Source organism: Halorubrum sodomense, assembly GCF_900111935.1.
In the GTDB taxonomy this organism is placed as follows: Archaea; Halobacteriota; Halobacteria; order Halobacteriales; family Haloferacaceae; genus Halorubrum; species Halorubrum sodomense.
The window spans coordinates 665,158-688,978 of record NZ_FOYN01000003.1 but is presented as its reverse complement, the minus strand read 5'-3'; the positions used below and the strand labels follow the sequence as shown (position 1 = coordinate 688,978).

The 23,821-nt window shown below is 68.5% G+C and carries 20 protein-coding genes; 14 read left to right on the top strand and 6 right to left on the bottom strand.

Annotation, left to right across the window (positions count from 1 at the left end):
• The first annotated feature begins 71 nt into the window (after positions 1 to 71).
• Both BM286_RS12775 and BM286_RS12770 read left to right on the top strand, forming a co-directional pair.
• Positions 72 to 275: a hypothetical protein gene (locus BM286_RS12775; RefSeq protein ID WP_092922969.1), complete on the top strand. Its 204-nt coding sequence runs from the start codon at positions 72 to 74 to the stop codon at positions 273 to 275.
• A gap of 141 nt (positions 276 to 416) precedes the next feature.
• Positions 417 to 2,564 carry a GH32 C-terminal domain-containing protein gene (locus BM286_RS12770; protein WP_092922966.1) on the top strand — a complete coding sequence of 716 codons (2,148 nt, stop codon included), beginning with the start codon at positions 417 to 419 and terminating at the stop codon, positions 2,562 to 2,564.
• Positions 2,565 to 2,614: 50 nt separating this feature from the next.
• Here the strand turns inward: BM286_RS12770 and BM286_RS12765 are convergent, their stop codons facing one another.
• Together BM286_RS12765 and BM286_RS15670 are read right to left on the bottom strand one after the other, a co-directional pair.
• Entirely contained in the window at positions 2,615 to 3,976 is a 1,362-nt protein-coding gene (locus tag BM286_RS12765; RefSeq protein ID WP_092922963.1) for a glycoside hydrolase family 68 protein, read from the bottom strand.
• Positions 3,977 to 4,363: 387 nt separating this feature from the next.
• A complete protein-coding gene (locus BM286_RS15670; RefSeq protein WP_092922960.1) occupies positions 4,364 to 5,191 on the bottom strand; it encodes a hypothetical protein in 828 nt (275 codons plus the stop codon).
• Between the two features lie 131 nt (positions 5,192 to 5,322).
• Here BM286_RS15670 and BM286_RS12755 point away from each other — a divergent pair, with 131 nt between their 5' ends.
• From BM286_RS12755 to BM286_RS12735, 5 genes are all read left to right on the top strand, one after another.
• Entirely contained in the window at positions 5,323 to 6,306 is a 984-nt protein-coding gene (locus BM286_RS12755) for an aldo/keto reductase (RefSeq protein WP_092922957.1), read from the top strand.
• A 162-nt stretch (positions 6,307 to 6,468) separates the two neighbouring features.
• Positions 6,469 to 7,896, top strand: coding sequence for an extracellular solute-binding protein (locus BM286_RS12750; protein ID WP_137705810.1), 1,428 nt, complete (start codon positions 6,469 to 6,471; stop codon positions 7,894 to 7,896).
• 158 nt (positions 7,897 to 8,054) lie between these two features.
• Positions 8,055 to 9,050 carry a carbohydrate ABC transporter permease gene (locus BM286_RS12745; protein ID WP_174549012.1) on the top strand — a complete coding sequence of 332 codons (996 nt, stop codon included), beginning with the start codon at positions 8,055 to 8,057 and terminating at the stop codon, positions 9,048 to 9,050.
• A 1-nt stretch (position 9,051) separates the two neighbouring features.
• Positions 9,052 to 10,029 (top strand): carbohydrate ABC transporter permease, encoded by a 978-nt coding sequence (locus BM286_RS12740; RefSeq protein WP_092922952.1) that lies wholly within the window; start codon positions 9,052 to 9,054, stop codon positions 10,027 to 10,029.
• 2 nt (positions 10,030 to 10,031) lie between these two features.
• Positions 10,032 to 11,216, top strand: a complete 1,185-nt coding sequence (locus tag BM286_RS12735; RefSeq protein ID WP_092922949.1) for an ABC transporter ATP-binding protein — start codon at positions 10,032 to 10,034, stop codon at positions 11,214 to 11,216.
• 25 nt (positions 11,217 to 11,241) lie between these two features.
• Here BM286_RS12735 and BM286_RS12730 read toward each other — a convergent pair whose 3' ends face one another.
• Positions 11,242 to 12,954, bottom strand: a complete 1,713-nt coding sequence (locus tag BM286_RS12730; RefSeq protein WP_092923298.1) for a glycoside hydrolase family 13 protein — start codon at positions 12,952 to 12,954, stop codon at positions 11,242 to 11,244.
• A 220-nt stretch (positions 12,955 to 13,174) separates the two neighbouring features.
• Here BM286_RS12730 and BM286_RS12725 point away from each other — a divergent pair, with 220 nt between their 5' ends.
• Positions 13,175 to 14,113: a carbohydrate kinase family protein gene (locus BM286_RS12725; RefSeq protein WP_092922946.1), complete on the top strand. Its 939-nt coding sequence runs from the start codon at positions 13,175 to 13,177 to the stop codon at positions 14,111 to 14,113.
• A gap of 43 nt (positions 14,114 to 14,156) precedes the next feature.
• On the opposite strand, the gene BM286_RS12720 is transcribed toward BM286_RS12725, so the two are convergent.
• Together BM286_RS12720 and BM286_RS12715 are read right to left on the bottom strand one after the other, a co-directional pair.
• A complete protein-coding gene (locus tag BM286_RS12720; protein WP_092922943.1) occupies positions 14,157 to 15,260 on the bottom strand; it encodes a TrmB family transcriptional regulator in 1,104 nt (367 codons plus the stop codon).
• Between the two features lie 96 nt (positions 15,261 to 15,356).
• Positions 15,357 to 17,429 (bottom strand): beta-glucosidase, encoded by a 2,073-nt coding sequence (locus BM286_RS12715; protein ID WP_092922940.1) that lies wholly within the window; start codon positions 17,427 to 17,429, stop codon positions 15,357 to 15,359.
• Between the two features lie 127 nt (positions 17,430 to 17,556).
• Between BM286_RS12715 and engB the strand changes: the two genes are divergently transcribed.
• The 3 genes from engB to BM286_RS12700 all read left to right on the top strand — a co-directional run bounded on the left by engB (position 17,557) and on the right by BM286_RS12700 (position 20,499).
• Positions 17,557 to 18,177, top strand: a complete 621-nt coding sequence (gene engB, locus BM286_RS12710; protein ID WP_092922937.1) for a GTP-binding protein EngB — start codon at positions 17,557 to 17,559, stop codon at positions 18,175 to 18,177.
• A 183-nt stretch (positions 18,178 to 18,360) separates the two neighbouring features.
• Positions 18,361 to 19,626: a dihydropteroate synthase gene (folP, locus tag BM286_RS12705; protein WP_174549011.1), complete on the top strand. Its 1,266-nt coding sequence runs from the start codon at positions 18,361 to 18,363 to the stop codon at positions 19,624 to 19,626.
• Between the two features lie 162 nt (positions 19,627 to 19,788).
• Entirely contained in the window at positions 19,789 to 20,499 is a 711-nt protein-coding gene (locus tag BM286_RS12700; protein WP_092922934.1) for a 6-hydroxymethylpterin diphosphokinase MptE-like protein, read from the top strand.
• On the opposite strand, the gene BM286_RS12695 is transcribed toward BM286_RS12700, so the two are convergent.
• Positions 20,496 to 21,281: a creatininase family protein gene (locus BM286_RS12695; protein WP_092922931.1), complete on the bottom strand. Its 786-nt coding sequence runs from the start codon at positions 21,279 to 21,281 to the stop codon at positions 20,496 to 20,498. The two genes, BM286_RS12700 and BM286_RS12695, sit on opposite strands and share 4 nt — an antisense overlap.
• A 192-nt stretch (positions 21,282 to 21,473) precedes the next feature.
• On the opposite strand from BM286_RS12695, the gene BM286_RS12690 reads away from it, so the two are divergent.
• The 3 genes from BM286_RS12690 (at position 21,474) to BM286_RS12680 (ending at position 23,759) form a co-directional block, all read left to right on the top strand.
• On the top strand, positions 21,474 to 21,893 hold the full coding sequence (locus BM286_RS12690; RefSeq protein WP_092922928.1) for a nascent polypeptide-associated complex protein: 420 nt from the start codon (positions 21,474 to 21,476) through the stop codon (positions 21,891 to 21,893).
• Positions 21,890 to 22,630: a tRNA (adenine-N1)-methyltransferase gene (locus BM286_RS12685; RefSeq protein ID WP_092922925.1), complete on the top strand. Its 741-nt coding sequence runs from the start codon at positions 21,890 to 21,892 to the stop codon at positions 22,628 to 22,630. The genes BM286_RS12690 and BM286_RS12685 overlap by 4 nt, the downstream gene beginning before the upstream one ends.
• Positions 22,631 to 22,748: 118 nt before the next feature.
• Complete coding sequence (locus BM286_RS12680) at positions 22,749 to 23,759, top strand: transcriptional regulator TbsP domain-containing protein (protein ID WP_092922923.1); 1,011 nt, start codon at positions 22,749 to 22,751, stop codon at positions 23,757 to 23,759.
• Positions 23,760 to 23,821: the final 62 nt, after the last annotated feature.

The following is a 23,821-nucleotide window of genomic DNA, read 5'->3' as shown; positions in this document are numbered from 1 at the left end:
GTGACACTCCCGAACATACTGAACGATCAGGTCGAAAAAGACCCTTATAGCTCCGGGCCCTCCCTTCGAACATGAACGCAGACGCCAGCGGTTCCCCGCCCTCCCGCGGGAAGTCGGTCCTCTTCTGTGCGGAGTGTCGCTTCGAGAGCGCCCTGTCGGACGGGTGGCTCGTCGTCAGCGACGGCGACGAGCGCACCGTCGTCTGTCCGGAGTGCGGCCACGTGGCCGACCACCGACCCGAGCGGTCCGCGCCGGCGCCGCAGCACGCCGACTAGTCGCCGTCGACCACGCGGACCGACCCGCCCCGTCACGTCTATCCGGCCCAATTACCACCTGTCGCGGCGATATCGGGCCGCCGTCCCCTGCTGACCGTAGACGATACAACTTTCACTCGAGACTGAATCATATCCGTCATAATGGGTCACGGGACGAGAGTCGGATTTGTCTGTCGCGGTGCGCCGTCGGACGAACAGCGGGCGGCGCTGGCGTGGCTAGAGGCGCAGTCGTTCGAGACGGTGCGGGTCTCTCCCGCCGAGGTCGGCGCGGCGACGGACGGATGCGACGTGCTGTGGTGGCACCGCGACGCGCCGCTCGGGGACGACGTCCTCTCACCGGGTTCCGTGGAGGCCTTCGAAGCCTTTCTCGAAGACGGCGGCGGGCTACTGCTCACGCTTCGGGCGATGGGCGCCGTCGATGACCTCGGGATCGATCCCGTCGCGCCGGACGTGGTCGGGACCCAGAGCGTCGCCGAGCCGACCGGCGTGCTCTGGCGGACGCTCTACGACGACCATCCCGCGATAGCGGCGTTCGATTCGATCCGGATCCCGATCTGCGACAGGGGAGCGGTTCCGACGGCCCGTTACGAGAGCGCGGTGCCGACGCACGGCGAGGTGCTCGCGTCGACCGTCCGCGGTGGTCGGGACGTGCCGAACGAAATGACCGTCGTTTCGTGGGACCGTGGCGGCGGCGTCATCGGTATCGGTGCGCCGTTAGCGTTCGACGAGCCCGCGGACGAGTCCGTCGCCGACGCGCGCTCCGACCTGGCTTCGGGGTGTCTGTCCGCGGTCGGCAGCGGCGACCAGCCCGCCCGGCCGAAAACGGCCGACGAGTTGTCAGCGATGCGAGAGGCGTTCGCGGGCGATCCCGCTCGGCCACGCTATCACTTCACCCCGCCGGCGAACTGGCTGAACGATCCGAACGGGCTGATCCGCTGGAACGGGCGGTATCATCTGTTCTACCAGTACAACCCCGCGGGGCCGTTTCACAACGCCATCCACTGGGGTCACGCCGTCAGCGACGACCTGCTTCACTGGACGGACGAACCGATCGCGCTTGCGCCGTCGCCGGACAGTCCCGACCGCGACGGGTGTTGGTCGGGGTGTGCGGTCGACGACGACGGGACGCCGACGATCCTCTACACGGGCGGCGACGGGCGCTGGCAGCTCCCGTGTCTCGCCACGAGCGCGGACCCGGACCTCCGAAGCTGGGAGAAGGACCCGGGCAATCCCGTCATCGAAGAGCCGCCCTCCGATCTCGATCTACTGTCCACGGAACACTGGGAGATAGAGTTCCGCGACCACGCGGTCTGGCGGGACGACGGCACGTGGTATCAGGTCATCGGCAGCGGCATCTCCGATCGAGGCGGGACGGCACTCCTGTACGCCTCACCGGATCTCCGCGAATGGGAGTACAGAGGCCCCCTGCTGACCGGTGACGACGGCCACGGGGCCGTCTGGGAGTGTCCGGAACTGTTGGATCTCGGCGATCGATCCCTCCTCCACGTCTCCAACTACGAGGACGTCGTGTATTTCATCGGTGGGGTCGACGACGGGGAGTTCGACGTCGCCCACCGGGGCGTGCTCGACCACGGCGATTTCTACGCCCCGCAGTCGCTCCGGGACGGCGATCGGTATCTGACCTGGGGGTGGCTTCCGGAAACACGCGGGACGGCCGCTCAGTGGGACGCCGGCTGGTCCGGAGCCCTGTCGCTACCGCGGGTGCTCTCGCTCGGTGCGGACGGGCGACTCCGGCAACGGCCCGCCGCGGAGGTGGATCGACTCCGCCAGCGCCGACTGTCGACCGCGGTCCCGTCCGTCCTCGACGAGGCCCGTCACGCGCTCGAGGCGGGCGGCCGAACGCTGGAGATCGAACTGGAGGTGTCGCTGGAGGACGCCTCGGCGTTCGAGCTCTCGGTGTTCGAGTCGGCCGACCGCGAGGAGCGGACCGCGGTCCGATACACGCGCGAGAACGAGCTGATAGTCGACCGCTCGGAGTCCAGTCGGGAGGGGGTCGGCGCGACGGACGCCCAGCGGATGCCCGTGACGCCGTACGACGAGCCGCTGTCCCTCCGGGCGTTCCTCGACGGGTCCGTGATCGAACTGTACGCCAACGACCGGCACTGCCTGACCAGCCGGGTGTATCCCGCCGCGAACAGCACGGGAGTATCGGTGGCGGCTGAAGGCGGACGAGCGACCGTCTCCGCCTTCGAGGCTCGGGAACTCGAATCCGCGATCACGCCCGCGACGCGACCCGCCTCGGCGGCGGCCGGCACGGAGTCTCAGTAGCCGCCCCGTCGGTCACCGACGACGGAAGCCGCAGGCTTCCGCCCTCGGGATCAGCGTGAGTACCCGCCGGTCTGGTGCCGGTCCATCCGGGAGTTCGGCCGGCCGTCGTAGCCGTCGTCGGAGCCGACGTCTTCGGGGGGCTGATACCCGTCAGTGTTCGGGAGCCCCTCTTCCGACGTGGGGATGTGCCAGTGAGCGAGCCGGCCGTGGATGCGCGTCCGATCGCCCCCCACGTCGAGTCTGAGCGTCGGACTCAGCGTCCCGCCGAACAGGTGGCGCTGTTCCGATTCGGAGAGGTCCGCGATGCCGTCGAGCGAATCGCCGGCAAACTCGCGGTAGTTGTAGAAGCTCTGAACGAGTATCTCGTCCCGGTAGGGAAACGCCATCCAGGAGTACGCCTGGAAGGGAACGCTCGCGGGGTTAGTCACGACCAGCCCGGAGCCGTTCAGCGGGTCGTACTCCCCGCGGAGCGAGTCGGCGACGAACCCGTAGAGACCGTCGAAACCGCGAAGGCCGGGCGAAAAGGTGTGCATATGGCTCGAGAAGAAGAGGTAGTATCGCTCGTCGTGGATCACGATGTGGGGACGTTCGAGTTCCTGGTTGACGCAGACGCCGTCGAGGAGCGGCGGTTCGAGTTCCCATTCGAGCGGGTCGCCGCTGTGTGACGTGGCGACGCCGACGCTCCCGTTGAACTCCTGTCGGGCCTCGTCGCCGTCACACCGGTCGCTGTCGGTCGAGACCGGCGTGTTCGCCTCGAACAGGAGGTTCGTCTCACCGGTCTCCGGATCCTCGAAGAACCAGGGATCGCGGAACGTGTAGATCATCCCGCGCGACTGGTCCTCGCTCTCGTACCACCTCCCGTCGGGTTCGAGGATGGTCTCGTGGGTCCAGGGCCCCTCGCTCCACACGCCGTCGTCGTCGGCCTCGAAACGGCCGCCGTGGGCGACCGCGATGCGTTGGGTGTAGTTCAGTTCGTCGACGGACTCGTCCCCGGCAGCGGTGTAGTACAGGTACAGGTCGCCGTCGTCGTACAGCGCGGAGCCGGCCCACTGGCGCTGACCGAGAGCCTCGGCTTCGAAGACGGGTTCGCCGCCGTGCCACTCGGTTCCGTTCCGGGAGTAAAAGAAGCGGATCTCCGCGACGTCGTGGCGCTTTCCCGGGAGCAGTTCCTCCGGAGCGGTCAGCGAGAAGAGCACCCGCCAGCCGTCGATCTCGGCGATCTCCCCGTGGCGGTCCCGGAGCAACCACGTGTCCCAGATGTGGAGATCCGCGGCGGGATCCTCGGAAGGCGGTTCGATGACCGGCGCCACGGTCTCGGGCGCGCGTTCGATCCGCATCGCCTGGGACCTCGTCCACCGCGGCGGGCGCCCGCCCTCCGGGTTCCGGCGGTCGCCGACGTTGTTCTCAGTCATTTTGGGTTACGGGCTCGTCTGTCGCAAATTCACTTATTCGTCCCGGTCCGCGTGTTGGCGGCCACGCGTCGGTCTCCCCCGGTTCGAAGTCGACTCTCTCACAACGGTTAGTACGGGACGGCAGTGAACACAACTTTCAGTCCAACTATGCGTGAACGCAATTGGTGGACCGAGACCGTCGTCTACCAGGTCTCCCCGCGGAGCTTCAGCGACTCGGACGGCGACGGTCTCGGAGCCGTCCCGGGCATTACGGAAGACCCGAGGCGAAAGCCTCGCCCTTCAGGGCGAGGACGAAGCCGACCGACGGTATTCGACCGCCGACGAACCGGGGAAGTCGCTGGATCCACGCCCCTACGAGACGCGCCTGTCCGCGCAGTCGCGCCGAGACTAATCGAAGGTGTATATCCGCGCCTCGCACTCTCGACAGACGAGCGTCTCGGACGGCTCGTCCCCGGAACCGGTGTGACCGCCGCAACACGACATGTCCGTCCCCCGTTCCAGCGGGGTCCCGCAGTCGGGACACGAGTCGAGGAACAGCCGATTCGTCCGCGCGGCCGCCAGCCGGGTCTCGTCGTCGGAGAGGAACGACTCGGCCGCGCGGTAGCCGGCGATCTCGGCGATCGCCACCGGACGGCTGAGCCAGGTCTCGTCCACCACGCCGGCGTCCTCGGGGGAGAGCGCGACCCACTCGTCTTCGATGGGCCTCGCCTCGGCCGCCGGCGAGACCGCGAGCGCGGCGCGGGCCAGTTCCCCCGTGGTGCTGTCCCGGAGGCGGTCCATCTCCGCGTGCCACCGTTCGTCGAACGCCGCCGTGGGAGCGACGGTGTCGCCGTCGACCTCGAGGACGCCGCTCTCGACGAGGCGGCCGAGCAGGTCCTCGGGGTCGCCGGGAGCGTTCTCGGTGCCCAGCGACCCGCCCCCGTCCGGCGGCCCGTTCTCACCCGCCGGGGGCTCGTCGAAGAGCGCCGCTCCACCGGGGACGGCGGCGACCAGCCCGGGGGCGAACCGCGGCGTGCCCGGGATCAGATACCCCCGGAGCCAGACCAGCGTTAGGCCGCCCACCGCGGCGGCGACGCCGATCGCCGGCGTGCTGACGGCTCCGAGCGCCACACTACCGGCACCGACGAGCGCGACGTTGACGAGCGTACACGGCCAACAGCGGTCGTCGCCGGTGTGTTCCGACCGGCGGAGTCCGGAACTGTATGACGGGGGCATCCCGACCAGATACCCGCTACCACGGCATCAACTTTCCGCCGACACCGTTCGGCGTCGGCGGTCGGAACCGACGGTCGTCCGCGCGATCCGCTCGGCGTAGTTTTTTGTCGCTCGCTTCGGTATCACGAGCGATGACCGAGATGGAGTACACCACGCTGGGCGAGACGGGGATGGAGGTGTCGCGGCTGGCGCTCGGGTGTATGAACTTCGGGACGGAAGCGCCCTGGATGATCCACGAGGAGTCGGATTCCCGGGCGATCATCGACCGTGCGTTGGAGCTCGGGATCAACTTCCTCGACACGGCCAACGTCTACTCGCGAGGTGAGAGCGAGGAGATCGTCGGTCGAGCGATCGAGGGGTACGACCGCTCGGAGCTGGTCATCGCGACGAAGGTGTACAACCGGATGCGCGAGGGGCCGAACGGGCAGGGGCTCTCGCGGAAGCATATCCTCGATCAGGCCGAGGCGTCGCTCGACCGGCTCGGGACCGACTACATCGACCTCTATCAGATCCACCGCTGGGACGACGACACGCCCGTCGAAGAGGTCCTCTCGGCGCTGGATCACCTCGTGACCGAGGGGGTAGTCCGCTACGTCGGGGCGAGCACGATGCCGGCTTGGAAGTTCACCCGGGCGCTGTACGCCGCCGACGTCGAGAACCGCGAGCGGTTCGTCTCGATGCAGCCGGAGTACAACGCCGTCGACAGGCACGAGGAGGCCAACGTGTTACCGGTGTGCGCCGCCGAGGGGATCGGCGTCCTTCCGTGGTCCCCGCTCGCGGGCGGGTTCCTGACGGGGAAGTACTCACGGGGCGAGGACCCCGAATCGGGGAGGGCAGCGAGCGACGACTACACCGCACAGCGGTTCACCGACGAGAACTGGGCGGTGCTAGAGGAGATCCGCGACATCGCCGACGCGAACGGGGCGACGCCCGCGCAGGTGAGTATCGCGTGGCTGCTCCACAAAGACGTCGTTGACGCGCCAATCATCGGACCGAGGAGCGTCGAGCACCTCGAGGAGAACGTCGGGGCGCTCGGCGTCGAGCTGACCGACGAGGAGCTGTCGCGGATCGAGGCTCCTCTCACGCCGCAGTGGCCCGCCCTCGGGAAAGACTGATAGAGGACCTCGGTGCGTTCCGGTACCCCGCGTGGGTTCGCGCGCGGTCGGGTAGACGGTCGGACCCCGATGCTTGCCGCCGATTCTCGCGAGAGATCTTATTTACAACACCGGTAGTACACTGCCGTAACTATATTAATGATTGTTCCTTATACCCGGATGATGTCAGAAGATAGCACACCGAACGGCGTCTCGAGACGGCAGTATCTCGCGGCAACGGGCGCAGTGGGGGCGGCCGGTCTCGCGGGCTGTTCCGGCGGGGGCGGAAACGGCGGGACCTCGTCGGGCTCGTCGGGCGACGGGGAGATCGGCGGTACGGTCACGGTCTTCTCCGGACCGCAGTTCGTGGATGCCGGGTTCCCCGAAGTCCTGCACGAGGCGGGCGTGCCCGACTCGATCACCATCGAGATGACTCGGCCCCCCCAAGACACCGGCAGCAAACAGCAGCAGCTCCGGACCGCGATCAACGCGGAGGAGTCCAACCCGGACCTGGTGTTGACCGACAACGGGTGGACGATCCCGTTCATCGTCCGCGGCGACCTGGTCAACCTCGAACAGGAGATGGACGACGCGTTCATCTCCCGGGTCAAAGAGGAGGGCGTCCAGTCGATGCTCAACACGGGGACACACCCGGAGACCGGCGACCTGTACTCGGTCCCGGTGTTCCCCGACTTCCCGACGATCACGTACCGCAAGGACCTGCTCCGGGACGCGGGCTACGGCGACTCGGACTTCGATACGTGGCGGGGAGACCCGCCGACGTGGGGCGAGTTCTCACAGATCGTCACCGAGGCCATGGGCGGGGCCGACGTCGAGTACGGTCACCTCTGGCAGGGGAACAACTACGCCGGGCTGGCGTGTTGTACGTTCAACGAGTTCCTCACGAGCATGGGCGGCGCCTTCTTCGGCGGCCGGGACAACCTCTTCGGGCCGATCGGTGACCGGCCCGTCACCCTCGATTCGGAGGAGTCCATCGACGGGATCGAGGCCGCGGTCGACACCATCCACGGCACGGGCAGCGCCCCGATGGATATCGCGAGCATCTCGCCTCAGGAGGTTGCCGGCTGGGCCGAACCGGACACGAAGAGCGTCTTCGAGGACGGCAGCGCGGTCACCCAGCGCAACTGGACCTACTCCATCGGCGGGGCCTTGACCGCCTTCGAAGGGACGGACATGGAACTCGGCGTGATGCCACTGCCGAAGGGACCGAACGGGTCCTGGCACGCGCAGGGCGGGTGGATCATGTCGATGAACCCCTACACCGACAACATGGCGTCCGCGAAGGAAGTGATCAAGGCGTGGTGGGAGGACTCGGTGCTCAAGTACCAGTTCGACACGGCGAACTTCATGCCGCCGAAGCCGTCGCTGTACAGCTACGTCGAGCAGAGCGACACGTACGGACCGTACTTCGAAGCGCTCCAGTACTCGGCGGAGAACCTGATCCCCCGTCCGACGACGTCGGTGTGGCCGAGTCAGCGTAGTATCGTCGCCGACGAGGTCAACGCGGCGCTCCGTCAGGAGCAGACGCCACAGGAGGCGGCGACGGCGATGCAACAGCAGATCTCCGCCATCGAGGAGCAGTCGGGGTGACGGAGTCCGACTGACGGTTCCTCCCTGAGGGCGTCTCGGGTCCACCGAATTCGAACGATATATAAAACAAACAATAATGATAAATATTCGTAACAAAAACACGTGGTCGATGTTCGTACCACAACAGCGGGCGGTCGCACAGGGAGGTGTCAGCCACCATGGCCGTTGAACAGGCGGGCCCGGAGGTGTCCGACGGGATACTGACACGGATCGCGACGCGGACGGAGAATTTGAGCGAGCAGGCGTACGCGTACCTGCTGTTGGTGCCGGCGTTCCTCGTCCTGCTTCTGTTCGCGTTCTGGCCGCTGGCGTCGGCGATCAGGATGTCGTTTTTCGCGGACGTGATCACCGGCGGTAACCTGGGAGGGTTCGTCGGGGTGGAAAACTACGTCCGGCTGCTCACGAACAGCAACGCGTTGGCACCGGCGGCGTTCATCGACCCGTCGTTCCAGACGCCGATCTTGGAACAGGCGCTGTTCATGACGATCCTGTTCGCCGTGTTGAGCGTCACGGGCGAGACGCTGCTCGGCTTCCTCTACGCCATGCTGATGAAAGCCGAGTACAAGGGGCGGCGGCTCGTTCGGTTGCTCATCATCCTGCCGTGGGCGATCCCCATCGTCATCCAGGGGATGATCTTCTTCCTGCTGTTCCGACCCGGTTACGGGCTGTTGACCGAGCCGCTTCAGCAGCTCGGGATCTTCTCTTCGCTTCCCCTCAACACGACGTTCGACAGCTTCGTCATCGTGACGGTCGCGGACATCTGGAAGACCTCGGCGTTCATGGCCCTGCTGATCCTCGCGGGCTTGGAGAGCGTCAACCAGGACCTCTACGAGGTGGCCGACGTGATGGGCGCCTCCCGGTGGCAGCGGTTCCGCTACATCACGTTCCCGCTGGTGTTCCCGGTGTTGATGGTCGCGATGCTGTTCCGGACGATGGGCGCGCTGCGGGTGTACGGCATCATCGAATCGACCTCTGTCGGCTGTTCGACGGTTCCGTCGATGACCTGTCTCGTCACCCAACTGATGTTCGGCTCCGCGACGCTGTACGGGTCCGCGGCCGCCGTGAGCGTACTCATCGCCATCGTCGTGGGGCTGTTCATCATGGTGTACCTCCTGTTCATCCGACAAAGCAACCAGAGCCTGGGGTTAGCCTGACATGAGCATCGACGCACGCAACCACGACGACGCGGAAACGTTCGACGGATCGGGCGACGACACCGGTGACGACGGGGAGAACAAGTCCCGCGTCGCGCGGTGGGCGGACGACTGGATCAGGAACCCGGAGAAGGCGTACGCCGTGATGTTAGTGTTCCTCGGCGGCGTCCTGTTGACCACGTCGCTGTTCCCGTTGTACTGGCTGTTCAACGTCGCGATGGCGCCGCCCGGACAGCCCGACATCCCGCTCGTTCCGGCGAGCATAGACCTGTCCGTGTTCGTTCAGGTGTTCCGGCAGGTCCCGTTCGCGCGGTTCATGTTCAACAGCCTGTTTTACGCGTTCACGGTGACGGTGTTCGTGCTCCTCGTCGGGAGCCTCGCCGGGTACGCGTTCGGTCGCCTGGAGTTCCGCGGGAAGACGCCGCTTCTGTTCTCGCTTCTGGTGCTCAGCTTCTTCCCCCCGGCGACGCTGTTCATCCCGCTGTTCCGGGCGTTCAACCAGCAGGTCCCGATGCTCGGCCTGTTCACCCTCCCGGTGGAGGTGTACGGGACGCCGGCCGCGGTCGTCACGCCGCTCAGCGCGTTCACTATGCCGTTGGCGATCTTCATACTGACCACGTTCTACGGCCAGATCCCGGACGGACTCGAAGACGCAGCGAGAGTCGAGGGGACGACCCGGATCGGCGCGCTGTTCCGCGTGATCATGCCGCTGTCGGCGCCCGGCGTCGCGACCGCCGGCATTCTCACTTTCATCACGGTGTACACGGAGTTCTTCTTCTCGTACCTGATGACCGGAAACAGCGCCGCGGACTGGGCGCCGGTGGTCGACGGCGTCCTCGCGTTCCAGACGCAGTACACCGTCCGGTACGACCTCCAAGCGGCGGCGAGCCTGATCGCGATCGTCCCGGTCGCGATCCTCGTCGTCATCGCACAGGACAAGATCATCAGCGGCCTCACGCAGGGTGCCCTCAAGGAGTAACCATGTCACGAGTCAAACTCACGGACGTCACGAAACAGTACGACGACGTAACGGCGGTCGACAACATGAACCTCGACCTGAACGACGGCGAGTTCATCTGCCTCGTCGGTCCGTCGGGCTGCGGGAAGTCCACGACGCTCGAAACGATCGCGGGACTCACCAAGCCCACCTCGGGCGAGATCCTGATCGGCGACCGAGAGGTGACGAACCTCCCGCCGAAGGACCGCGGGATCGCGATGGTGTTCCAGAACATCGCGCTGTTCCCGCACATGGACGTGTACGACAACATCTCCTTCGGGCTCCGGCTGCGGAGCTTCCCCCAAGACGAGATGGACGAGCGCGTCGAGGAGGCCGCGCGGATCGTCCGGATGGAGGGGATGCTCGACCGGATGCCGAGCGAGATGTCCGGCGGGCAGCGCCAGCGCGTCGCGATCGCGCGGGCCATCGTTCGCGACCCGGAGGTGTTCCTGATGGACGAGCCGCTGGCGAACTTGGACGCCAAGCTGCGCGTCAACATGCGGACCGAGCTACAGCGGCTCCACAAGCAGTTAGACACGACGATCATCTACGTCACGCACAACCAGGCGGAAGCGATGACGATGTCGGACCGCATCGCCGTGCTCAACAAGGGCGAACTCCAGCAGATCGCGCCGCCGCTGACCTGCTACAACCAGCCGGCGAACAGGTTCGTCGCCGGTTTCATCGGGTCGCCCTCGATGAACTTCTTCGACGCCACCGTCGGCGACGACACGCTCGACGCGAACGGCTACTCCATCTCCTTCGACGCCACGGCGATCGACGGCGTGGCGAGCGGCGACGCGGTAGACGTCGGCATCCGTCCGGAGGACCTCTACCTCACGACCAACAGCGCCGAGGCCAGGGACCCGAGCGCAACGTTCGCGGTCGAGACGGACGTGCTCGAGCCGATGGGCGACGAGATCTTCGTCTACCTGAAGCCGATTCTCGATCCCGACGACGGCGGGGAAGCGGCCGACTTCGAGGAGCGACAGGGGCTGCTGATGAGCGTCGACCCGGCGACCGACATCGGCGAGGACGAGGACGTCGAGATCGTCTTCGACCGCGCGCAGATTCACCTGTTCGACGACAGGACCGGCGACGCGATCTCGCACGGCGTCGTCGCAGACGCGAACGTCGAAGCCGTCGACGACGGCGTCCAAGCCGACTGAGCCGCTCGCCCGTCGCCGACTCTTTTCAGATTTGGTACACGGCGGCCTCGTACGGCCGGAACGCACTGCTCATCGGGTCGGTCGGCGACTCGTCGTAGTTCCCCGCGAGCGTCTCGACGTCGGCCGGTTCGATCGCTTCCGGTTCGATCGCTTCCGGTTCGAAAGTTGCGGCGGCGTCGGACCAGTTGAGCACGACCAACAGGCGCTCGCCGCCGAGGGTTCGGGTGTACGCGTAGACGCTGGGGTGGTCCGGCAGGAGGAGGTCGTACTCGCCGTACACGAGGGCGTCCGTATCGTGTCTGAGCTCGATCAGTCGGCGGTAGTAGTGCCAGACGGAGTCCTCGCGGCTCCGCTCTTTCTCGACGTTGATCTCGCCGTAGTTGTCGTTCACCGGGAACCACGGGTCGCCGTCCGTGAAGCCGGCGTGCGCCTCGTCGGACCACTGCATCGGCGTCCGGGCGTGGTCCCGGCTCCAGTAGTTCACGAGGTGCGCGACGTCCGCGAAGGAGTCGACGCCGTCGCGGCGGGTGAGCGCCTCGACCGCCCCGATCGTCTCGACGTCGTCGATCTCGTCCAGGCTCTCGAACGCCGCGTTCGTCATCCCGATCTCGTCGCCCTGGTACACGTACGGCGTGCCGCTCAGGGTCAACAGGAACGTCGCCAGGAGCGTCGCGCTCTCCCGTCGGTACTCGCCGTCGTCGCCGAACCGGGAGACGATCCGCGGCTGGTCGTGGTTCCCGAGGAAGACGGCGTTCCACCCGCGGCCCCGCAGCCCCTCCTGACAGCGGTCCATCACGCGCTTGAACGTCGGCAGATCGAACTCCCCCGGGCCGCTCGGGTCCCAGATCCCGTCCGGGCCGGCGTCGACCTCCATGTGCGCCGACTGGAAGAGCATCCCCAGCCCGACCCCGTCGTCGCCGAGGTAGCTCGCCGCGGTGTCGACGTCCGTGTGCGACATCTCGGCGACGGTCATCGCGTCGCGTCCGGACGTCGTCTCGACGATCTCGCTGAGGTACTCCTCCAGCCGCGGCCCGTTGAAGAACTGTTCCTCGCCGACGACGTCGCCGTCGGGGTCGCCGTCGGGATACCCCGCCGGCTTCGAGAGGGGGTTCAGGGCGTCCATCCGGAAGCCGTCGACGTCCTTGTCCAGCCACCACCGGATCAGCTCCGTGACGGACTCGCGGACCCGAGGGTTCCGCCAGTTCAGGTCCGGCTGGTTCCCGTGGAAGAGGTGGAGGTACCACGCGCCGCGGGTCTCGTCGTAGCTCCACGCCGAGCCGCCGAAGAACGACTCCCAGTTGTTCGGCGGTTCGTCGGGGGAGCCCTCCACCCAGTGGTAGTAGTCCTCGTACCCCGCTTCCTCGCGTCGCGACCGCTGGAACCACTCGTGTTCCGCGGAAGTGTGGTTGACGACGAGGTCCATCACGAGGCGGACGTCGCGGTCGTGAAGCGCGTCTCGAAGCGCTTCCCAGTCGGCCATCGTGCCGAACTCCGGGTCGATCGCGCGGTAGTCTCGAATGTCATAGCCGTTGTCCTCCTGCGGCGAGTCGTACACCGGACAGAGCCAGACGACGTCGATTCCCAGCTCGTCGAGGTAGTCGGCCTTCTGCGTGATCCCACGGAGGTCGCCGATCCCGTCGCCGTCGGAATCGTTGAAGCTCCGCGGGTAGATCTGGTAGACGACGCTCTCCTTCCACCAGGACCGATCCGGGTCTGCGGCGTCCCCTCCGGAGGTCATCGGCGGGGAGACGCGCCGCGATGACTCGGTGTGGATCGCTCCTCGCGCGAAGCCGGCGTGTGGTCGACGGTGCGACGTCGGAGAGAACACATACAACTCACATCCGAGTATATTTGTAAAAACATATCGGTCGCGGGGGGAGCGCCCCCGGACCGTCCCGATCGCGACCGTGCCCGAATTTTTATTATTTTCATACTCCTGACTCCGAGTATGGTGGCGCATGACGCGTGACGTCCTTGTCGCCGGCGAGACCCTGATCGATTTCATTCCTGACCGCCCCGGACCGCTCGCGGACGTGGAGTCGTTCTCCAAGCGAGCGGGCGGAGCGCCGGCCAACGTGGCGGTCGGGCTGGCGCGGCTCGACCGGACGCCGTGGTTCTGTACCGCGCTCGCCGACGACCCGTTCGGCTCGCATCTCGCGCGGGTGCTCGACCGCGAGGGCGTTCCGGACGACTTCGTCACGGAGGTTCCGGACAGCCGGACGGCGCTGGCGTTCGTCTCGCACGGTCCCGACGCCGATCGAGAGTTCACCTTTTATCGCTCGAACACGGCGGACAGACACCTCGACACGAGCGTCGTCGGCGACGACACCCTCGAGTCAGTCGATATCGTCGTCGTGGGAGGCGTCACTCTGACCGTCGAGCCGGCGCGGTCAGCGACCTTCGATCTCGTCGAGCGGGCCCGCGACCGCGGCTGCCGCGTCGTTCTCGATCCGAACGTTCGCCCCGAACTGTGGGAGACGGAGCCGACACCCACGATCGAGCGGATGCTCTCCGAGACGGACGTTCTCAAGGCCACCCGCGAGGACCTCGAGGGGGCCGGCCTCCCGACGACGCCACCGGACATCCTCGCGGCCGGACCGGACGCGATCCTCCTGACCGAGGGGAGTTCCGGCGCGCGTCTGATCACCGACAGCGACGCCCGATGGGGGGCCGGTGAGTGGCACCACCCCGGATACGACGTCGACGACGTCGTCGATACGACCGGCGCCGGTGACGCCTTCGCCGCGGGGGCGGTCGCGGGGCTCGTCGCCGGCGACGAACCGAACGCCATCCTCGCGTTTGCCAACGCCGTCGCCGCCGCGTCGACGACGCGCCGCGGCGCGATGGCTGCGCTCCCCGACCGGCGGACCGTCGCGAACGTACGCGACGGGTCGTGACCCGTTCCGGGCAGCGGGTCCGCGGAACGCTCGTGGTTCGTGATCACTCGGCGGGTTCCGTCCCCGCGCGCAACGACGGATAGCTATCGACGTCCGCGACGTCGGTAACGACGATCCGCGTCGCCTCCACGTCTTCGACCACGGCGTTCCATCCGCCGATACGGACCCGTTCGTGACCGGTATCGACGATCAGCGTCACCTGTCCGGCGATCTGCGGATCCGATTCTTCACCCCCCACGACGGACTGGACGCCCTCGACGGTGCCCGTGACCGTCCGCGGTTCGCCGGTGGCGAGATCGGTCCCTTCGACCCGGACCGTCACCGTCGCCTCGGACTCGAACAGCGGTCGTGCCTCGCGTATGAACTGCCGGATATCGACGTACTCGATCGGCAGGGTCTCCTGCCGCTCGGAATATATCGGCGTTCCGTGCGCCCATAGACACGTCATAAAGAACCAGTGGAAGACGAAGGTGTACTCCTCATCGTTGACGAGGACGCCGTACTGGTTGACCGCGTCCGGGTGGTGGGAAAAGCAGGCGCTCTGTCGGTCGACCGACGCGACGAACGGGGCCGGAAGTCCGCGGTACCGGGCCTCGTGACAGATTCCGGACACCGATTCGGCCGTCGGCGGATCGCCGGCCGATTCCGTGTAGACGAGTACGTGGACGGCGACGCCGCGCTCGTGTGCCCGTTTCAGCGGTTCACGGAGCTGTTCGAGCTGTTCGGGCGTCACGGAGACGTACACGCGTGTCTCCGCCTGTTCGATGAACAGCTGCGCGCGGTCGATGACCGTCTGGAACTGCTTGACGATGCTGGCCGTGGATTTTTCGAGCGGCGGCTGTTCCCACCGGTCTTCGATTTCGTCGGCCGCCGATTCGAGTCGATCGGCCCTGTCTCGGAGGTCGTCGAGCACCACGGCAGGGCTGTGTGCCCGCGCTTTGAGCGTGCCCTGCTCGTACTTCTCGATGTACTCTCGTTCGGCTAAGGCGTCAATCACGTCATAGACGCGCGCATTCGGGATGTCGCTCGCGTCGGCGACCGAGGTCGCCGACGCGGTCCCCAGATCGAGGAGCGCGACGTACACCGCCGCTTGGTACGGCGACAGGCCCGCGTCTTCGAGCGTACTTATCAGAGCGTCCGTCTCCATAGCCGCCCCTTACGCAGGTAGTGAATAAGTATTGTCGTGCCGGAACGGCCCGGTGGGCGGGCGCTTCACGACTGCCGCCAGCGCCGCGGCCACGCCTTATCGGACTGAGACGCCGATCTCCGCGACGATGTCACGCGCAGAGCGGCCGACGAAGAGCGCGTTCTCCCCCGATGCGAGAGTCCAGCCGGTCTGTTCGTCGTAGTACTCGAACTCCGAACGCGCAACCGACACCTCCGGCGTCCGCCGTTCGCCCGCTTCAAGCGTCGTCGCCTCGAACCCGACGAGTTCGCGCTCCGGCGTTGGGACCGGCGCAGCGGCCTTCTGAGCGTACACCTGTACGACGGTTTTGCCCCGACGATCCCCCGTGTTCTCCACCGGGACTGCCACGGCGAATCCGTCGCCGTCCTCGGTCACCGACGGCTGCCCGTACGCGAACGAGGTGTAAGAGAGGCCGTGTCCGAAGGGGAACGCGGGGCGAACGTCGCGTTCGTCGAAGTACCGATAGCCGACGAAGACGCCCTCGTCGTATCGGGCCACGTCGTTGACCCCGGGGAACGCCGTCTCATCGCTCGCGGGATAGTCGGCCGCACTGCGTCCGAAGGTCGTCGGGAGGCGCCCGCCGGGCTCGGCGTCACCGAAGAGCAGGTCGGCGAGCGCGTCGCCGTCGGCCTGCCCGGGGTACCACGTTTCGAGCACGGCGTCGACCGCGTCCAGCCACGGCATCTCGACGGGTCCGCTCGTCCGGAGTACGACGACTGTCCGGTCGGCGACACCGGCAACCGCTTCGACCAGATCGTCCTGCCGGCCGGGGAGGCCGAGATCCGGGCGGTCCCGGAACTCCGTCGCGTCGTCTTGGACGACAACGACGGCGCAGTCAGCGGCTGCGGCCGCGTCGACTGCGTCGTCGATGCTCGGATCGGGGCCCTCCTCGTCCGACTCCGCGCCGAACATCCGCGACTCCGAGACGGGGGGGACCCCGCGTTCGACGGTGACGGAAACCTCCCTCGCCTCGAGCCCCTCGACGGGCGAGGTCCGGGTGAACGGCGAGACCTCCGAGGAGCCGCCACCGCCCAGTTTGGCGCGGTCCGCGTTCGGGCCGATCACCGCGAGTGAACCGACGTCCCCCAGCGGGAGCGTGCCGTCGTTCCGCAGGAGGACCGCGCCCTCCGTGGCGATTTCCCGTGCGAGTTCCCGGTGTGCCGCCGCGTCGAGTTCGCCCGCCGGCTCCTCGTCGAAACGGCCGATCGAAGCCGTGCCCCGCAGGACGCGCGCGACCTTCTCGTCGACGACGGCCTCGTCGAGTTCGCCGGACTCGACCGCCTCTCGGAGGGGGTCACCGAACAACGCCGGAACGTCCGGAACCGGTGGCATCGCCTCGGGAACGTCGTCGACGTCGATGTCGGTGGGGACGAACTCCTCGGGGTCGATCCCGGGCATTTCGACGTCGAGACCGGCACGGGCCGCCGCGACGGTGCTACGAGTGCCCCACCAGTCCGAGACGACGAAGCCGTCGAAGCCCCACTCGCCCTTCAGAACGTCCGAGAGGAGGTACCCGTGGTCGCTCATATGCGTCCCGTTGACCCGGTTGTAGGCGGTCATCACCGACGTCACGTCCGCCTCCTCGACCGCCGCGCGGAACGCCGGCAGGTAGATCTCGCGGAGCGCTCGCTCGCTGACCGCCGCGCTGACGTCGTAGCGGTTCGTCTCCTGATTGTTCGCGACGAAGTGTTTGACCGTCGCGGCGACGCCTTCCGACTCGAGGCCGTCGATCACGGCGACGCCGGTTCGCGCGGTCAGATAGGGGTCCTCGCCGTAGTATTCGAAGTTACGCCCGCCGTGCGGCACTCGGGCGATGTTGACTCCCGGCGCTAAGACGATGTCTTGGCCGTGGGCGGCCGCCTCCCCGGCGAGGGCTCGTCCGAACCGTCGAGCGAGCGAGGGCCGCCACGACGCTGCGAGCGCCACCGAAGCGGGGAACGCCGTCGCGCGCTCTCCGCTCGCTCGGACGCCGAGCGGCCCGTCGACGAGCGACAGCGGCGGGACGCCGACGCGATCGACGCCCGGGAGGTACCCCGTCGCCTTCCCGTCCGGATCGACGGCGCCGTGGACGAGTCGGAGCTTCTCATCGAGCGTTAGCCCGCCGGTAATCTCGCTGATGTCTCCGTCCATGGCGACCACGTTCTCCGCGGATCGCCTTCGGTGTTTCTCCGGTCGTCCCCGCACGGACGGACCGCTCCCGACGAGTAGCCGCCGTCGCGACGCGCCTTTTAACCCGTTCAGGCGCGCACGGTCGGACATGTTCGAAGACCGGCCGGACCGCGACGCCGAGGTCGTCCTCGTGGGGCGCTCGAACGTCGGCAAGTCCACGCTGATGCGCGAGCTGACGGGCCACGACTTCTCGACCGGCGGGAAGCCCGGAGTCACCCGTCAGCCGAACCACTTCGACTGGGCCAGCGAGGGCTTCATGTTCACGGACCTCCCCGGCTTCGGCTTCATGTCCGGCGTCGAGGAGGAACAGCGCGAGCAGATCAAGACCGACATCGTCCGCTACCTAGAGGACAACGCCGACTCGATCCTGGCGGGCGTCGTCGTGATGGACGGGAAGGCGGCCGTCGACATCATCGACCGCCACGCCGAGCGCGGGAACGTCCCCCACGACGTGGAGATGTTCGGCTTCCTCGAGGACGTCGGCGTCGAACCCATCGTCGCCGTCAACAAGACCGACAAGATCGACGACCTCGACGAGCGGCTCGACGCGATCTGCGACCGGCTCGGGCTGTACCCGCCGTGGCAGCAGTGGTCCGACCGCGTGGCGCCCGTCTGCGCGAAGCGCGGTGACGTCGAGGCGTTGGAGGACTGCCTCCGGACGCGCTTCCACGACCACAACCGCGACGACCTGCTGAAGTTCGTCTCCTGACGCCCGTCCGAGGCCTCACCCTCGCTTGACGCCCCTCCGAGGCCTCACCCTCGCTTGACGCACCTCCGAGGCCTCACGCTTCTCCGACATCGCCGGTCGCTCCGCTCCGGGTCCCGGGCCGAATCGCCGGCGAGCGCGTCGGGTACTCGCCCCGTTTATGTCGCTCGCGCCCGTGGGGATCGTATGCGAAACGTGGACGCCGCGGGGCTCGGGATCGGCGACGACCACCCGCCCCGGATCATGGGCGTGCTCAACGTCTCGGAGGAGTCGCCGTACGACCCGAGCGTGTACGACGACCCGGGCGAGGCCGCCGCGTACGTGGACGAGGAGCTGATCGGCGAGGGGGCCGACATCGTCGACGTGGGCCTCGAATCGGCCAACAAGGACCTCGACGTGCTCTCGGCCGAACAGGAACTCGATCGCCTCGACACCGCCGTCGAGACGCTGGAGTCGACCTCGGGCGACGCCGTCTGGTCGATCGAGACGCGCTACCACGAGGTCGCGGACGAGGCGCTCTCGCGCGGCTTCGACATGGTCAACGACATCTGCGGGTTCGCGGACCCCGAGATGCCCCGCGTCTGCCGCGAGCACGACGTCGCCGTCTCGAAGATGGCCTCGCCGCCGGACCTGGAGCGACCGGGGGCCGTCGAGGCCGTGGACGACATCTACGAGGCGCTCTCGATGAACGGCTTCACCGACAAGACGATCCTCGACCCCGCCTTCGGCGGCTGGTCCGAGGCGAAGACCCACGACGACGACCGCGAGACGCTCCGTCGCCTCCGGGAGTTCCGCGGCTACGGCCGCCCCCTGCTCGTCTCGATCAACCGCAAGAGCTTCCTCAAGACCATCGCGGGCCGCGGTACCGAGGAGGCGCTGCCGGTCTCGCTGGCTGCGACGTCGATGGCGGTCGAGCGCGGCGCCCACGTGATCCGGACCCACGACGTGGCCGAGACGCGCGACGCCGCCCTCGTCGGCGCCGAGTTCGCCCGCGACCGCTACCGGTTCGGCCCCGCGTCCGACGCCGTCGCCGTCGAGGAGCTCGACGTGACGACGGTCCGGGAGGCGGAGCGCCACCTCGACCGGATCGGTGCGGCGGAGGTAACCCAGGGCGATCGGCCGGTCGCCGACGGCGCCGTCGTTCGCACCTACGAGCTCTCCGGGCTCGACGAGCCCGCGGTCGGCGCCCTGCGCGCCGCGACCGTCGGCGGCGACGCGGGCGCCGCGGCGTTCGCGCTGGGCGACCCGAACCGAGCGGAGGCCGTCGCGGCCCGCTCGGCGACCGACGGGGGTGCCGGGGTCGACGGTGACACCGGTAACACGGCCGGGAGCGACCGACGCGGACTGCTGATCGGGACGCCCGCCGCGATCGCCTCCGTCAGAGACGCGGTATCCGGCGTTTCAGACGCGCTCGACCACGCGCTCGACGGTATCGGCCGACACGTGAGTTAAGAGAAAGTTTATGCCCTCGTGTAGACAACCGATCGACCGGACGCCGGAGGGGCACGCGGGTAGGGGTACTCTGTGCCACTCCGGTCCATACCATATCTTGACCGCCGAGCGGCGCCGCCGCTCCGCGGCGCGTGTGGCGACCCCGCGGGGCGTGATCCGCGCGTGAACTTCGCGACGTTCGAACCCGTCTACGAGGCGGTCATCGCGGACTTCGGCTTCGACCGTGCGGCCGACGAGCGCGCCCGCGACGCAGCCGCCGACCTCGCGACGCCGTTCCCGCTCGACCGCCTCGGCGACTGGCGAGGGGAAACGGTCGCCGTCGCTGGCGCGGCGCCGTGCCTCGCGGACGAGGTCGCGCTCGCCCGCGACGCCGACGTCGTCGTCGCCGCATCCACGGCCGCCGACGTCCTCGCGGACCGCGGCGTCGCCGTCGACTGTCTGGTGACGGACCTCGACAAGAACCCCGAGACCGCCGCGGAACTCACCCGCGACGGGGTCCCGGTCGCCGCCCACGCCCACGGCGACAACCTCCCGGCGGTCCGCGAGTGGCTCCCGCGCTTCGCCGACGAGTGGACGCTGGCGACGACGCAGGCGGCTCCCGTCGGTCCCGTCCGTAACACGGGCGGGTTCACCGACGGCGACCGCGCCGCGTTCCTCGCCGACCACGTCGGGGCCGCCGAACTCGTCTTCCCGGGCTGGGAGTTCGACGATCCCGCCGTCGACCCGATGAAGGCGCGGAAGCTCGACTGGGCCGCCCGGCTGCTGAGATGGCTCGAACGGCGTCGCGACGAGCGGTTCGCGGTCTTGGACGGTCGTCGAGAGGCGGCCGACGCGGCGCTCCGGGAGACCCTCGGCGACCGGTTCGACGACTAATTCGACCCCTGCTCTACGCGCGGTTCCGGGAACAGCTCGCCCTCATCGCGCTCGCCGATCCACTCCGCCAGCCCGACGAGCTGGTCCGCGGCGGCCTCGAACAGGCGCTCGCTCTTCTCCGGGGTCACGTCGGTCGGGTCGCCGAACGCGCCGTTCGCGGAGTTGTCGATCGAGTCGTAGAACGTCCGGGCGCCGTGGACGGTCGTCTCCGCGCTCTCGAGGTCGACGAGCCCGCCGTCGCGGGCGTCTTCGAGCCGGTCCTCGCGGACGAGCTCGGGCGCGAGGTGAGTGATCATCGCGGTCTCCTTCGGGCCGGCGTGGGGGCCGTTGCGCTCGAAGAGCTCGTCGACCAGCTCCGGGATCGACTCGTCCCACATCCACTCAACCGCGTAGGCGACCTCGTCCTCGTGGAGCCGGCGGCCCACCTCTCGGAGGTGCTGGACGTTGCCGCCGTGGGCGTTCACGAACACGATACGGTCGATGCCGTGGTACGCGAGGTTCCGCGCGAACGACTCGACGTAGTCGCGGAACTCGGGCGGGTCGACCCACATCGTCCCCGGGAACTGCCGGTGGTGAGGGCTGACGCCGACGTTGATCGTCGGCGTGCGGAACGCGTCCGAGCGGTCCGCGGCCGCCGTCGCGAGCCCCTCGGCGATCAGGTGGTCGGTCGCCAGCGGGAGGTGCGGGCCGTGCTGTTCGGTCGAGCCGAGCGGGATGAGCGCGACGGAACCGGGGGACAGCGCGTCGCCCAGCTCCGGCCAGGTGTGGTCCGCGAGGTACATACCGCCGACTCGCGCGCGACACGTATCAACCCCGTCGTCTCGGTCGGGTTCGCCGGGATCGCGTTGGGCGGACGCCGCCGGGATCGCGTTGGGCGGACGCCGCCGGGATCGAACGCGTCGCCCGTCGCCGCCGCGCCGGCCCTGCGGCCCGTGTCGACACCCTTTTTGTGTCGTCCGGCCGAACCGAGGACCATGTTCGGAGGCGGCGGCATGAACCCGCGGAAGATGAAACAGATGATGAAACAGATGGGGATCGACGTCGAGGAGCTCGACGCCGAGCGGGTCGTCATCGAGACGGCCGACGGCGACGACCTCGTCTTCGACGGCGCCCAGGTCACCAAGATGGACGCTCAAGGGCAGGAGACCTACCAGATCGTCGGCTCCCCCGACGCGGTGGCCGACGCTGGCGCGGGCGGCGGCGCGACGGCGGTCGAAGGGGGCGACGAGCCCGCGCTCGACGACGCTGACGACGCGGACGACGGAGACGACGGCATCCCCGAGGAGGACGTGAAACTGGTCGCCCAGCAGGCCGGCGTTTCGAGAGAGGCCGCCCGCGACGCCTTGGAGGCGGCCAACGGCGAGCCGGCCCGGGCGATCTCGGACCTCCAGTGACGGACGCCGCGTACCTGCTCGTCCACGAGGACCGCGAGTACTTACTGGAGCCCGGCGAGGAGTTCGGCACCGACCTCGGCGTGCTCGAGGTCCCCGACGACGTCGCGGCCGGCGACACCGTCGAGACCCATCTCGGCACCGTCTTCGAGGTCCGCGCGCTCCGCGGCCCCGACCTGTTCAACCACCTCGAACGCACCGGCGCGCCGATGATGCCGCGCGACGTGGGCCTCGTGATGGGCCACACGGGCGCCTCGGGCGGCGACCGCGTCCTCGACGCCGGCACCGGGACGGGGATCCTCGCGGCGTACCTCGGCCGCGCGGGCGCCGACGTGACGACCTACGAGGTCGACCCCGAGTTCGCCGAGGTCGCCCGCGGGAACATGGCGACCGCGGGCGTCGCCGACCGCGTCGAAGTCCGGACCGGCGACCTCACCGAAGAGCTGGACGCGCTCGCCGAGGGCGAGCCGTTCGACGTCCTGACGCTCGACACGGGAGACGCCCCGGCGGTCGTCGAACGCGCCGCCGACCTGCTCGCGCCCGGCGGTCACCTGGCCGTCTACTCCCCGTTCGTCGAGGGGACCCGCGACGCGGTCCTCGCCGCCCGCGAGGCGGGCCTCTCGGAGGTCGAGACGCTCGAAACGATCCAGCGCGAGATGGACTTCTCCGACCGCGGCTCCCGCCCCTCCACGGCGGGCGTGGGGCACACGGGGTACCTCGTGTTCGCGCGAGCGCCCTGAGTTCGGCGCTCACGACGTTTCTCTCCCGTCGCTTTCTCTCCCAGTGCTTTCCTCCCTCAGCGGCGCGCCCCCGTGACCGGCGCAACGCTCATCCGGATCGCGGTAGTCACCGATCGGTGTGACCGCGGACGACGCCGGAACCGAGGCCGACTCCGAGGCCGCGAGCGACGACTTCGACGGGGCGTCCGAGGTCTCCGACGTCCTTCCGCGTCCCGACGACCCGCTCGCCGAGGCGGTCGAGGCCGCGCTGGCGGGGCGGTCCGCGGTCGTCGCGGTCGGCGTGCCGATCCGGCTGCTCCCGGCAGTGCTCGCGGCCCGAGAGCGCTCGTCGGGGGACCCGTGGCGGATCGCGTGCCGCCCCGGCGTCGTCGACGCGCTCTCACGGGCGCTCGTCCTCGGCAGCGCGGTCGCCGAGGCGGTCGAGGGCGGCGAAATCCGGATTCGGACCGGCGAGCCGCTCGGACACGGGACGGGCGGGACGCTGTTCGCGAGCCCGGACCGCGTCGACGCCCTCGTCGGCCCCCGGGGAGGTCGGACGCTCGCGACGACGGCGGCCGACGCTCAGGTAGCGGCGGCCGGTTCGGAGGCTGTCGACGGCACCCGCGCGACGGCTGAGTCGCGGTTCGACGCGGCGTCGGCGGCGACCGTCGGGATGCCCTCGCGGACTCGGCTTCTCGCCCATGCGCGCGAGGTCCTCGACGACCGGTTCGCGGACGACCTGGCGGCCCTACTGGCGTCGCTCGCTCCCGGCGAGTTCGGCCGCACGACCGGGGTGACGGACCGGACGCTCCTCGTCGCGCTCGCGGCGCGCCACGACCACCTCTTCCGAGACCTCCGCGCCTGGGTCGGGACCGACGGCGTCGGGATCGCCCCGGCACAGGAGTTCACCCGGGACCGCCGGGCCCTCGTCGACCGGGAGCTGATCGAGTCGATCAAGGTCCCGATGGGACCGGGTCGGCCGATGTTCCGGCTCCGCGCGGTCGACGACGCCCTGTTGCGCGCGCGACCGGAGGAGGTGCCGAGCATCCTCGACGGGCGATTCGCGCTGCCGACCGACGCGGACGGGCGGATCAGAGACGACGCGAGCCGCGGGGGGCGACGACCCGTCTGGGAGCGTCGGCGGTGGTGACTTCGCGATCCCGGTCGGAGGGTCCGGACCGTCGGCCGACCCGACGTGGCAAGAACTAACTC